Origin of the sequence: Microcystis aeruginosa LEGE 91341, assembly GCF_015206885.1 — a bacterium.
In the GTDB taxonomy this organism is placed as follows: domain Bacteria; phylum Cyanobacteriota; class Cyanobacteriia; order Cyanobacteriales; family Microcystaceae; genus Microcystis; species Microcystis aeruginosa_H.
Genome location: NZ_JADEXY010000124.1, coordinates 1 through 12,469 on the forward strand (window position 1 = coordinate 1; position 12,469 = coordinate 12,469).

The following is a 12,469-nucleotide window of genomic DNA, read 5'->3' on the forward strand; positions in this document are numbered from 1 at the left end:
CCTCCCCACTTCATAATTCATAATTTATAATTCATAATTCCCCCGTTCCCCGATAAATGCCAAAAATCCAGCTTAAAACCCCAAAATCAGAGCATCTTGCCGCCATGGTAGCCCTTGATCGTAGCAGTCTCGGCGGTATTTGGACCCTATCCGGTTATGAACGGGAATTAAACAGCCCCAACAGTGAATTATTAATTCTTACCCTGGACCAGGAGGAGGAAACCCTAATCGGATTAGCTTGTTCTTGGGCAATTCTCGAAGAAGCACATATTACCCTCCTGGCAATTTATCCCGACTATCAAAGACAAGGATTAGGAAAACTGCTTCTCTACAAACTACTTGAGAAGGCTGTACAAAGACAACTGGAAAGGGCTACGCTAGAGGTAAGGGTCTCGAACCAGTCAGCAATCGCACTCTACGAGCATTTTGGCTTCCGCGTCGCTGGAGAGCGTAAAAATTATTATTCGCAAACTGGCGAATCAGCCCTAATTTTCTGGCGCAACGATCTACAAACGGCCGCTTTTCGGGAACAATTGAACAAGTGGCGACAAGAAATCCTCTCCAGACTGGCGCAGGGAGAGTGGCAATTAGAGGAAGAAACCAGAGCCAAAATAGATATCATGGGGATGCAATGATTACTTACCAGCTTAAATCAGGTCGAGGTTAGGGAAAAATGAGGATTTTAGTCTTGGCGTGGGAATTTCCACCGCGATTAGTGGGCGGTATTGCCCGTCATGTCGCCGAACTCTATCCCGAAATCGTCAAACTCGGTCATGAAGTCCATTTAATCACGATCGAATTTGGTCAGGCCCCCAGTTATGAACTGGTGGAAGGTATTCACATCCACCGCGTCCCCGTACCCCCCGGCAATGACTTTTTCCATTGGGTGGTCAACATGAATAACAGCATGGGACAACAAGGCGGCAAAATAATCGCCGAATACGGAAAATTTGACCTTGTTCACGCCCACGATTGGTTAGTAGGGGATGCAGCCATCGCCCTGAAACATCTCTTTAAAATACCCCTGATTGCCACGATTCACGCCACGGAATACGGACGTTATAACGGACTGCACACCGACACCCAACGCTATATCGCCGGCAAAGAGGGAACCCTCGTCTATAATGCTTGGCGCGTTATCGTCTGTACCGGCTATATGCGTCATGAAGTCCATCGAGCTTTGGGCGCCCCCTGGGATAAGATCGATGTGGTTTATAACGGTATTCGGGCCGAGAAAAAGCAAAGAGACCCTAACTTTGATTACCGAGCTTTTCGTCGTCAATATGCCGAAGATCACGAAAAAATCGTCTATTACGTCGGGCGCATGACCTTTGAAAAGGGGGTTTCGGTGTTACTCAACGCTGCCCCAAAAGTCCTCGCTCAGACTGGGGCTAAAACTAAATTTGTTATTATCGGTGGCGGCAATACCGACAAACTCAAACAACAGGCCTGGCATCTCGGTATCTGGCATCATTGTTATTTTACGGGCTTTATGTCCGATGAAAACCTCGATCGCTTCCAAACCGTGGCCGATTGTGCCGTTTTTCCCAGTCTTTACGAACCTTTTGGCATTGTTGCCCTGGAAAGTTTCGCCGCTAGGGTTCCCGTGGTAGTTTCCGATACCTGCGGTTTTCCGGAAGTTGTCCGTCATGGTCAAACGGGAATTGTCACCCGGGTTAATAATCCCGATTCCCTCGCTTGGGGCATTTTGGAGGTTTTAAATCATCCCGAATACGCCCACGAATTAGCTAATAACGCCTACGAAGACCTAGAAAAACGCTTTCATTGGGCGAATTTAGCTCGTCAAACCGAGACAGTATATGGTTTGGTTGTCCAAGAACGACAATTGGTGGAATGGCGTTAATCAGGGAGCGGTTTTTTAGCCGTCAGCCATCAGTATTAGGGGTCAGTTTATGTCTTAAAATAACAAAGGCACAACTTAACTTCTCCAAATATGACTATGAAAGCAGCTGAAATTATGACCACGGAGGTGGCCAAGATTAAAGGTTCTGAAACCGTTGCCAAAGCGGTACAATTGATGAGAGAAAAGAACATTAGAACTCTCATTGTTGATCGCCGTCACGATGAAGATGCTTACGGAATTATCACCGAAACCGATATTGTCTATAAAGTCGTCGCTTTTGGTCAAGATCCGCAAAAAGTGCGCGTCTATGAAGTGATGAGCAAACCCTGCATCGTGATTAATCCCGACCTCGGGGTTGAATATGTGGCCCGCTTATTTGCTAATACTGGTATTCGTTTTGCACCAGTAATTAAAGGCGGTTTGCTCGGTGTTATCTCTGTTAGTGACATCCTCCATAAAGGTAACGCTGTCGAAAAGCCCCGCAGTCTTGATTTAGAAGCGGAGATTATCAAAGCTAGAGATATTGCCCGGGCAGTCTGTGCGGAAAAAGGCGGAAATTCTCCCGATTGTGCCGCAGCTTGGGATGTTGTTGAGGAATTACAGGCAGAATTGGCACACCAACGCGCTAAAAAACCAGAAAAAACCTATTTTGAGGAATACTGTCAAGAAAATCCCGATGCTTTTGAAGCGCGTATCTATGACACCTAATCGCCATGGGTTTTCGGTATTCTCCGATACCTCAAACTTTTTAATCCGGCAAAAGTAGTGTATAAAGGTTTTATTTGCTAATAATCGAGGAAAAACTATGGCTGATCTATTTGTCATCGCCTATGAGGACGAATTTAAAGCGGAAGAAGTTCGTTTAACTTTGGCTAAACTGCAACAGGAACATCTCATCGAGTTAGAAGATGCTGCCGTAGTGGTTAAAAACAAAGATGGCCAGATTAAACTCAAGCAAGCGGTCAATTTAACGGCAGCAGGAGCCGCTAGTGGCAGTTTTTGGGGATTATTAATCGGAATGCTCTTTTTATCCCCTTTATTAGGGGCAGTCCTCGGTGCTGCTGGTGGCGCTTTGGGAGGTGCTTTAAGTGATATCGGTGTGGATGACAATTTTATGCGCGAATTGGGAGAAACCCTGCAGCCCAGTACCTCTGCTCTCTTTGTTCTCGTCCAAAAAGTTACCCCCGATAAGGTCCTCGATGAAGTGGCTCCCTACGGAGGTAAAGTGTTACGCACTTCTTTGACCAAAACTGACGAAGCTGAATTACAGAAAGTTCTCGACCAAAGAGGTGTTAAACCCGAAACGGTTTAGGATCTGGGTCAATAAAAGCTAGAAAAAGGGAATATATTTCCCTTTTTGCTTTTTGATCAAGAATGGGTTTAGTCTCACAACCACAGCAGCTATAAAATAAGAAACAATCAATAATGATTAATGAACTTTAAGCTTCGATCGAGAATAAAAGTGCTTCAGTGTCGTAGTATTTATTCGTTAATCCCATTGATTGCATTCCTAGTCTTTCGGTGACACGAATTGAGCGATAATTATCGGGATTAACCACTGCGTAGATAATCGGCAATTGTAAGGTGATTAAGCCGTATTCTAGAATAACTTTAGCCGCTTCAGTTATATATCCTTGTCCCCAATAATCGCGTCGTAAATGCCAACCAATTTCGCTATCTGGGGTAGGATAACCGTAGTTATCGGGTAAATTCTGGAAAATTATCGAACCGATAATCTGATTATTTTTTCGATCGATCATTGCCCACCAATCGCTGCCATTACCCTGATTACGAATAGTTGCTAATCTTTCGGAAAAATGGGCATTTAAACTCTCAATATCCGTGGCTAACTGACGAATTCTCGGTAAAAAATAAGTGACTTCGGAATTTTGATAGATCCGAAAAAAAGACTCTTTGTCTGCGGGTAGTTGCCAAGGACGAAGAATTAGGCGATCGCTTTTCATCGTTTTATTGAGCAAATTATAGCAATTCTCTTGCTGAGATTAGGGATTATTGTTGATAAAAAAACTTCTAAATCCCACGGCTAGTAGGGAACCACTTAAGACAGTTATCAATGTCCAAATTTGATTCTTTTGGGTTCCTTCGACTTTCTCTAAGCGTTTATTCATGTCATCAAATTTACTATCAAGAGTTTTAATATCACCTTTAACTTCCGTCAGTTCAATCTTTAAATCGGTAGTATCTTTTTGAAGATTTTTGACATCAGCTTTCATTTCCGCTTGTCCATTCTCAATCACCTTCAATCGATTGTCCACCTCAATCAGTCGAGTTTCCGTGGTAGTGAGTCGAGTTTCCACGGTAGTGAGTCGATTGTCCACGGTAGTCAGTCGATTGTCCACCTCAATCAGTCGATTGTCCACGGTAGTGAGTCGATTGTCCATCTCAATGAGTCGAGTTTCCATGGTAGTCAGTCGATTGTCCATGGTAGTCAGTCGATTGTCCATGGTAGTCAGTCGATTGTCCATGGTAGTCAGTCGATTGTCGATCTCGTTGAATCGATGTTCGATTATCTTCTGTCCATTGAGGATTAAATCTTCTAGTCTTTTTAAATCATTATCGGTAACAGTGGTGGTAGTCATTGATTAAACTCCTATAATTTCAATTTGCTCTTATTTTTATTATTATAGCCTTTCTTATAAACATGAAGTATGATCGGCTCTCTTGGGTTCGGTGGGTAAAATATATTATTAGGATACATTCCCGCTAGCGGTCGCAACGCGAGACCAACTGGAACGAACCACAAAGACACAAAGGACACAAAGATTGATCGCTTCTAGATAATCTAAACTTATCACATACCTTTCAAACAGGATTATTATTAGCTATAGATTTGCTGCTTGAGCAAATATGTTCAGCGAGAATCACTCCCGTTAGAGTGAGATAAGATTAGCTCTTATTCCTCACCCTAACTACTAGGAAAAACCAGCAATTAAATTAGGCACCTTGGCGTAATTTGTCCAAAACCGATCGATCTTCTAGAGTAGAAGTATCACCGGAAATCTCTTGACCTGATGCTAAAGTTCGCAAGAGACGACGCATAATTTTACCCGATCGCGTTTTTGGCAGCACATCGGTAAAACGGATTTCTCCCGGTCGAGCAATAATGCCAATTTCCTTGACAACGTGATCCTTTAATGCTTGCGCTAACTCCTGACTCGCTTCATAATGCCCCTCGAGAGTCACAAAAGCATAGACTTCTTCCCCTTTAATTTCATCCGGTCGTCCCACCACAGCCGCCTCTGCTACCGCAGGATGAGATACTAAAGCTGATTCGATCTCCATTGTCCCTAAACGGTGGCCAGAAACGCTAATTACGTCATCAACGCGCCCCATTACCCAGAAATAACCGTCCTCGTCCTGACGACTACCATCCCCAGCAAAATAGAGATATTGGCCATCTTTGGGGGCGATCTGTTCCCAGTAGGTATTGCGGAAGCGATCGGGATTTTTATAAACTGTTCGCATCATACCGGGCCAGGGATGTTTGACCACCAGATAACCCCCCTCATTCGCTTGGGTGGGATTGCCCTCTAGGTCCACCACTGCGGCGATAATACCGGGAAAAGGTAGGGTTGCTGACCCCGGTTTGGTGGCAATTGCCCCGGGTAAGGGAGTAATCATAATTCCCCCGGTTTCCGTTTGCCACCAAGTATCGACAATCGGACATTTTTCCTTACCGATAACCCGGTGATACCACATCCACGCTTCCGGGTTAATCGGTTCTCCCACGGTTCCCAGTAAGCGCAAAGAGGATAAATCCCGGCTATTGGGGATGTCTTCACCCATTTTGATAAAAGCGCGGATAGCAGTGGGAGCAGTATAAAAGATATTAACGCGATATTTCTCGATTACATCCCAAAAACAGCCTAAATTAGAGGGACGGGGAACCCCTTCATACATTACCGTCGTTGCACCATTAGAAAGCGGTCCGTAAACGATATAACTATGGCCGGTAATCCAACCCACATCGGCAGTACACCAGTAAACATCGGTGTCTTTTAGGTCAAAAATCCATTTGCTGGTGACATGGGTGTAGAGATTATAACCGGCGGTGGTGTGGACGACTCCTTTCGGTTTGCCGGTGGAACCACTGGTATAGAGGATAAATAACATATCTTCGCTATCCATCGGTTCGGCCGGACAGTTAGCAGATACCTGTTTTTGTAGATCATGCCACCAGTAATCGCGATCGGCAACCATATTGATGGGTTCCTTGCTGCGCTGGACAACGAGAACTTTTTCCACACTGGGGGCGTTATTATCGGCTAGAGCCAGATCCACCTGTTCCTTGAGAGCAACGACTTTATCCTTGCGGAAACCACCATCGGCAGTGATTACCACCTTAGCGGCCGCATCATTAAGACGATCACGCAAAGCATCGGCACTAAATCCCCCAAAAACGACACTGTGGGGCGCACCAATTCTGGCACAGGCTAACATGGCGATGGCTGCTTCGGGAATCATCGGCATATAAATTCCGACCACATCGCCTTTTTTAACGCCTAATTCCTTTAAAGCGTTGGCAAATTGACACACTTCTCGGTGTAACTGTTCGTAGGTAATGGTGCGGCTGTCTCCCGGTTCACCTTCCCAGATGATGGCGGCTTTATTACGTCTCCAGGTGGTGAGATGTCTGTCAATACAGTTGTAACAAATATTAATCTTGCCGTTGACGAACCATTTAGCAAAGGGGGGCTGCCAGTCAAGAACCTCTGACCATTTTTCAAACCAATGTAGTTCTTTTTCGGCTAATTGGGCCCAAAAAGCCTGGGGATCGGCCTTGGCTTTGGCGTAGAGTTGCTGGTATTCTTCAAGGCTTTTAATGGTGGCATTCTGAGCAAATTCGGCACTGGGGGGAAACAGCCGATTTTCCTGTAGGATCGATTCGATCGCTATTTCTGTCATACTGGCAAACGAAATAAATTATCTTGCGATCCAGATTACCTTTTTCGGTTCCCCCCGTAACCCCGGCAAGCAATTCTTTAAGGCTATTTCTAGGATTAGCCGAGATGCGACCAGCGATCGCAATTTTGCCCAAGTGTTACAGAGTTTAAAGTTATGTCACCGATCGAGCGATGAACAGATCGCTGTAAGGTAAACTAACCGATAAACCCGAAATTTAACATGGAGAACACTCGGTAAGGAGTCATAATTCAATGTCTCATAGCGTTAAAATTTACGATACCTGTATCGGTTGCACCCAATGCGTTCGGGCTTGTCCCCTCGACGTGCTGGAAATGGTTCCCTGGGATGGCTGTAAAGCTGCCCAGATTGCCTCTTCCCCCCGCACGGAAGACTGTGTTGGTTGTAAGCGTTGCGAAACCGCTTGTCCGACGGATTTCTTAAGCATTCGGGTTTATCTCGGAGCAGAAACCACCCGCAGCATGGGTCTAGCCTACTAGGCCTGGCAATCATTCTGTGTTTAACATTTAGCGAAAACTAATCTTGTTAAGAGGACTAACCAGTCCTCTTTTTTTGTTATACTCCCGTCGCTAGTTCAAATTTTAGTTAGGGTTTGCTGAATAATGGTAAAAACCTTACAGGAAAGGGCTTTTAGACTTTTTTCCCCTCAAAAAGTGCTGACTATTGGAGTGATCGGGGGTAAAATTCAGGTCTTTTTCCCTGAAAATTAGGTAACTGACTACCTCAAAATCGGTAAAACCCCACACCCCACACCCTGCCCCCACCAACAAACTTTTTCAGCAGACTCTAGTTAGGTAATTCTCCAAAAAGTTGACGATATTTTTGCAGTTTTGCCTCCATTTCTACTAACTGCTGATTAGCCTGTTCTGCCCGTTGGCGTTCATTTTCAGCCCGTTGGCGTTCATTTTCAGCCCGTTGCTTTTCCTGCTCCAGTAGTTGATTAATTTCGCTGTAGGACAAGAATTGAGTACCATCAGGACGATAAATTTTTAACTCGTCGGTTAAGTCGAAACGAATGCCTAAACGGGGACTCACCCAATTATTAACCTCACTAACACTGTCTAAACTGTCACCAATTCGCTGCCAAGCTTCTAGACTATTATCATCGGGATCATAGACGTAGTATTCTTGGACTCCATAGCGATCATAAAATAGCAATTTTTTGGCCATTTCGATGGAGGTGTTACTGGGAGAAAGAATCTCAAAGACGACTTGAGGAGCAAGATTATCCTCTTGCCATTGTTTGTAGGAACCTCGATCGCTTTTCGGTCTGCCAAATACTACCATCGTATCAGGAGCGGCGGCAATTTTCGGCTGGCCTTGCACGGGATACCACAACAAATCCCCCGCTACAAATACCTGGGGATCATCGATATATAACCAGTCGAGATTCTGCTTAATCGTTACTATCCAGTAAAATTGTTTAGTATTATCTGCCATCGGTTTACCGTCGCTCTCAGGATAGATAATCTCGTTTTTGTTAACTTGACTAACCATGGGGAATACCTGCCGAACTCATTGGGCTATTTTCATTATATAATAAACTTGAACTAAGTAAGGAAAATACCAATCTTGATTTTAGAACTACAGCAAATAAATTTAGCTATTCGACGGGGTAGTGCTTATCTGTTAGAAGATATTACTTTTAGCATCAAGCAAGGAGAAAAGTTAGCTATTGTCGGAGCATCTGGGGCAGGAAAAACGACTCTTTTACGATTGTTAAATCGTTTGCAAGAACCAAGCACAGGAAGTATTTATTTTCAGGGTAAATCGATTAAAGAAATACCAGTTATTTCCCTGCGACAACAGATAGTTTTATTGCTACAAGAGTCGAAGTTATTAGGGATGACTGTTCGAGATGCTCTCGCTTATCCTTTGCAATTGAAAAAATTTACTCCTGCGGAAATTAATCAGAGAATTGACCATTGGACATCCCTATTAAAAATTCCCGAACAGTGGTTTGAACGCGGGGAGTTAGAATTATCTTTAGGACAAAGACAATTAGTGGCAATTACCAGAGCTTTGCTGTTAGAACCGAGCATACTGTTATTAGATGAACCCACCTCTGCTCTAGATACAGGCACGGCCAGCAGGTTATTAGAAGTATTAAATAATCAAAGTTCAATGACGATAATTATGGTCAATCATCAACTAGATTTTTTAGAGGAATTTGCCGAGCGAGTCATTTATCTAGAAGCAGGAAAAATTGGTTCAGATTGCCTCGCCAATCAATTAGATTGGTTAGGGTTAAAAACTCATTTAATTGACTTAGAAAAATCTCGACAAATTGACAACTGGTAAGATTAACTTAAAATTGCTGCGCCCTCCTGAAAAACTAATAATTCGCCTGAATTAATCGTTGTCCAAACTTCATTATCAGTTAAGGGAGTAGTGGCAATAATTGCCACTTGATCGCCTGGACGAGCTAAAGCTTGAAAGTCAACGCTCACATCTTCATCAATTAAATGAGCAGCGGCAAAAGGATACTGCCGGATTATATAGCTTAATTTTGTCGAACAATGGGCAAAAAAATGTTCACCATCGGATAAAAGATAATTAAAAATTCCTTGACAAGTGATAGAGTTTGTGATAGTTTTTAGGACTTGATAGAGTTGTTCTAGGGAAGGTTTGCCCTGGGGAAAAGTCTCTCGCAGGGTATTAAGAATTAAACAGAAAGCTCTTTCCGAATCCGTGTCCCCAACTGGTTGATAAAAATCTCCCGCAGCAGGTGAGAAATTTTCTAAATTACCATTATGGGCAAAAACCCAATATTTTCCCCACAATTCCCGCCGAAAAGGATGACAGTTTTCTAGTTTAATTTCTCCTTGGGTAGCTTTACGAATATGGGCGATAACATTGGTAGAATGGATGGGATAGTTTTTAATTAATTCCGCAATCGGAGAAGCGATCGAGGGTTTAACATCAATAAAAGTTCGACAACCTAAACCCTCAAAAAAAGCAATTCCCCAACCGTCTCGATGTTCGTCGGTTTTTCCTCCCCGCGCACAAAATCCCTCGAAGGAAAAACAGATATCCGTGGGGACATTACAATTCATGCCTAAAAGTTGACACATAGTTGCTTGAGTTTGAATATCAGATGCCGGCAAAATTACTTACTGCCAGCAGCCGTGACAGAAGACAGGAGAATTTTTTCCAGCTGCCTCTTGCCTATCCTAGCTAAGAAATTAATCTGGCACTACTGCTAATTAGGGTTTACTGAAAAAGTTTCTTGGTGGGTGTGGGGTTTTACCGATTTTCAGAAGGTTTTTAGATTTATCCGGCAAATCCTAATTAGGGTATGCTGAAAAAGTTTTTCGTGGGGACAGGGTGTGGGGTGTGGGGTGTGGGGTGTAGGGTTTTACCCATTTTTAGACGGTCAGTTACCTAATTTTCAGGGAAAAAGTACCTGAATTTTACCCCCGATCACTCCAATGGTCAGCACTTTTTAAGGGAAAAAAAGTCTAAAAACCTTATCTAACAAGGTTTTTAGATTTATTCAGCCAATCCTAATTAAATCAACCTCTGAAAGACAAAAAGGGCAAAAAATCAGAGTTATAGCGATAAAATAACTATTTCTTGACCAAAAAAGTCATTTATTGGCCGTTATTGCCTTTTATCTTTCCATATCCCTGTTTTAAACCCCATGAATCCCAATCGGGCGATCGAGATTAATTTTTTGGCCTGCTTATTGGATAGAATAGGAAGTTAGGCCATCTAATCAAATCTGTATCCTTAAGGCTATGACAATTATTTCTCGATCGAACCCCCAATCACCCACTAAATCCTCGTCTATCGGCGGCTGGCGCGGTTTGATCGAAGAATATCGCCAATTTCTGCCCGTAAGCAGTAAAACTCCTGTAATTACCCTCCTAGAAGGCAATACACCCCTGATCCCCGCCCCCTATCTCTCAGCACAAATCGGGCGCGATGTCAAGGTTTTTGTCAAATATGATGGTTTAAATCCCACCGGCAGCTTTAAAGACCGGGGCATGACCATGGCCATCTCGAAAGCTAAAGAAGAAGGGGCAAAAGCGGTGATTTGTGCCAGTACCGGCAACACCTCGGCGGCGGCGGCAGCCTATGCAAGACGTGCGGGGATGCGGGCCTTTGTGATTATCCCCGACGGTTATGTGGCCCTAGGAAAATTAGCCCAGGCTTTATTGTACGGAGCCGAAGTCATCGCTATTAATGGCAACTTCGATGATGCCCTCAAGATTGTCCGCCAACTATCAGAAAATTATCCCGTAACTTTAGTCAATTCCGTCAATCCCTACCGTTTAGAGGGTCAAAAAACCGCCGCTTTCGAGATTGTTGATGTCTTGGGTAATGCCCCCGACTGGTTATGTATTCCCGTGGGTAACGCGGGCAATATTAGCGCCTATTGGATGGGATTCTGTCAGTATCACCAGATAGGTAAATGTGACCAGCTGCCGAAAATGATGGGTTTTCAGGCCGCCGGGGCTGCCCCTTTTATCTCCAAACAACCGGTTGACCATCCCGAAACCCTAGCCACGGCTATCCGTATCGGCAACCCCGCTAACTGGGAAAAAGCTTGGGCCGCTAGTCACGCTAGTCAAGGGCAATTTCACGCGGTCAGCGACGAGGAAATATTGGCAGCCTATCGGATTTTAGGGGGCCAAGAGGGGGTTTTCTGTGAACCAGCCAGCGCCGCTTCCGTGGCAGGATTATTAAAAGTGCATCAACAGGTTCCCGATGGGGCCACCGTAGTGTGTGTTTTAACGGGAAATGGCCTAAAAGACCCAGATTCGGCGGTAAAACACAGTAATAATCAACTAAAATCTGGGATTGCGCCCGAATTAACCCAAGTGGCTCAAATTATGGGCTTCTAAGCTAACGTTAATTCGGGTTAAGCAGTGCTTCTATAAAACTCCCTTAGAACTAGGAATTATACCGGCGCGACGGGGATCGATCGCTATGGCCATACTCATCGCCCGGGCAAAAGCCTTAAAAGTAGCCTCAATAATATGATGGGAATTAATCCCGTCTAATTGGCGAATATGTAGGGTCATTTGACTGTGATTGACCAAAGCAACAAAAAATTCCCGCACTAGCTGAGTATCGTAGGTTCCCACTCTTTGGGTGGGAATTTCTAGACCATAACTGAGGTGGGGACGACCGGAAAAATCGAGGGCAACCTGCACTAAAGCTTCATCGAGAGGGGCGACAAAATGCCCGAAACGGACGATGCCTTTTTTGTCCCCCAAAGCTTGCAGTAAAGCTTGTCCAAGGGTGATTCCCACGTCTTCATTGGTGTGATGGTCATCAATTTCTAGATCTCCAGTGGCACGCACATCGAGATCGATCGCAGCGTGGGAGGCGATTTGCTGCAACATATGATCAAGAAAGGGAATTCCTGTCTGGGCGCGACAGTTGCCGCTACCATCAAGATCGATCGTCACCTCTACATCGGTTTCTTTGGTAGTACGACTAACCGAGGCGCGACGGCAAGGTGAGACAAAAGAATCGGGTATCTGGGAAGTGGAAATCATTTAAGTAAAAATAAGTAGGTAGCCGTTAAAAATTATCAGATGCCCCCCTTATCAAGGGGGGACTGAGGGGGGATCCCCCTTATCAAGGGGGATCCCCCCGCCTATCGGCACCCCCCTTATCAAGGGGGATCCCCCCGCCTATCGGCACCCC

The 12,469-nt window shown here is 44.5% G+C and carries 13 protein-coding genes and 1 pseudogene; 7 read left to right on the top strand and 7 right to left on the bottom strand.

What is annotated here, in order from left to right; translation table 11 throughout:
• The first annotated feature begins 56 nt into the window (after window positions 1-56).
• The 4 genes from rimI to IQ234_RS16465 all read left to right on the top strand — a co-directional run bounded on the left by rimI (window position 57) and on the right by IQ234_RS16465 (window position 3,176).
• The gene (rimI, locus tag IQ234_RS16450; RefSeq protein ID WP_193957871.1) at window positions 57-635 is read left to right on the top strand and encodes a ribosomal protein S18-alanine N-acetyltransferase; all 579 of its coding nucleotides are present in this window, start codon (window positions 57-59) and stop codon (window positions 633-635) included.
• Between the two features lie 38 nt (window positions 636-673).
• On the top strand, window positions 674-1,864 hold the full coding sequence (locus tag IQ234_RS16455) for a glycosyltransferase family 4 protein (protein ID WP_193957872.1): 1,191 nt from the start codon (window positions 674-676) through the stop codon (window positions 1,862-1,864).
• Between the two features lie 90 nt (window positions 1,865-1,954).
• Window positions 1,955-2,572 (top strand): CP12 domain-containing protein, encoded by a 618-nt coding sequence (locus IQ234_RS16460; RefSeq protein ID WP_036388153.1) that lies wholly within the window; start codon window positions 1,955-1,957, stop codon window positions 2,570-2,572.
• A 97-nt stretch (window positions 2,573-2,669) separates the two neighbouring features.
• Window positions 2,670-3,176, top strand: a complete 507-nt coding sequence (locus tag IQ234_RS16465) for a DUF1269 domain-containing protein (RefSeq protein WP_002731545.1) — start codon at window positions 2,670-2,672, stop codon at window positions 3,174-3,176.
• Window positions 3,177-3,303: 127 nt separating this feature from the next.
• On the opposite strand, the gene IQ234_RS16470 is transcribed toward IQ234_RS16465, so the two are convergent.
• The 4 genes and pseudogenes from IQ234_RS16470 to acs form a co-directional block, all read right to left on the bottom strand.
• Window positions 3,304-3,828, bottom strand: coding sequence for a GNAT family N-acetyltransferase (locus IQ234_RS16470; RefSeq protein ID WP_193957873.1), 525 nt, complete (start codon window positions 3,826-3,828; stop codon window positions 3,304-3,306).
• A 39-nt stretch (window positions 3,829-3,867) separates the two neighbouring features.
• Window positions 3,868-4,464 (bottom strand): hypothetical protein, encoded by a 597-nt coding sequence (locus IQ234_RS16475; RefSeq protein ID WP_193957874.1) that lies wholly within the window; start codon window positions 4,462-4,464, stop codon window positions 3,868-3,870.
• A 19-nt stretch (window positions 4,465-4,483) separates the two neighbouring features.
• Window positions 4,484-4,680, bottom strand: a pseudogene (locus tag IQ234_RS22015) (hypothetical protein).
• Window positions 4,681-4,819: 139 nt separating this feature from the next.
• Complete coding sequence (gene acs, locus IQ234_RS16480) at window positions 4,820-6,790, bottom strand: acetate--CoA ligase (protein ID WP_193957875.1); 1,971 nt, start codon at window positions 6,788-6,790, stop codon at window positions 4,820-4,822.
• Window positions 6,791-7,041: 251 nt separating this feature from the next.
• Between acs and psaC the strand changes: the two genes are divergently transcribed.
• On the top strand, window positions 7,042-7,287 hold the full coding sequence (psaC, locus tag IQ234_RS16485; protein ID WP_002764973.1) for a photosystem I iron-sulfur center protein PsaC: 246 nt from the start codon (window positions 7,042-7,044) through the stop codon (window positions 7,285-7,287).
• A gap of 307 nt (window positions 7,288-7,594) precedes the next feature.
• On the opposite strand, the gene IQ234_RS16490 is transcribed toward psaC, so the two are convergent.
• Entirely contained in the window at window positions 7,595-8,305 is a 711-nt protein-coding gene (locus tag IQ234_RS16490) for a Uma2 family endonuclease (RefSeq protein WP_193957876.1), read from the bottom strand.
• A gap of 75 nt (window positions 8,306-8,380) precedes the next feature.
• Between IQ234_RS16490 and IQ234_RS16495 the strand changes: the two genes are divergently transcribed.
• Complete coding sequence (locus IQ234_RS16495) at window positions 8,381-9,109, top strand: ABC transporter ATP-binding protein (RefSeq protein WP_193957877.1); 729 nt, start codon at window positions 8,381-8,383, stop codon at window positions 9,107-9,109.
• A 2-nt stretch (window positions 9,110-9,111) separates the two neighbouring features.
• Here IQ234_RS16495 and IQ234_RS16500 read toward each other — a convergent pair whose 3' ends face one another.
• Window positions 9,112-9,882 carry a class II glutamine amidotransferase gene (locus IQ234_RS16500; protein ID WP_193957879.1) on the bottom strand — a complete coding sequence of 257 codons (771 nt, stop codon included), beginning with the start codon at window positions 9,880-9,882 and terminating at the stop codon, window positions 9,112-9,114.
• A 666-nt stretch (window positions 9,883-10,548) separates the two neighbouring features.
• On the opposite strand from IQ234_RS16500, the gene thrC reads away from it, so the two are divergent.
• A complete protein-coding gene (gene thrC / locus IQ234_RS16505; protein ID WP_193957878.1) occupies window positions 10,549-11,658 on the top strand; it encodes a threonine synthase in 1,110 nt (369 codons plus the stop codon).
• Window positions 11,659-11,688: 30 nt separating this feature from the next.
• On the opposite strand, the gene hisB is transcribed toward thrC, so the two are convergent.
• Complete coding sequence (hisB, locus tag IQ234_RS16510) at window positions 11,689-12,318, bottom strand: imidazoleglycerol-phosphate dehydratase HisB (RefSeq protein WP_002756684.1); 630 nt, start codon at window positions 12,316-12,318, stop codon at window positions 11,689-11,691.
• Window positions 12,319-12,469: the final 151 nt, after the last annotated feature.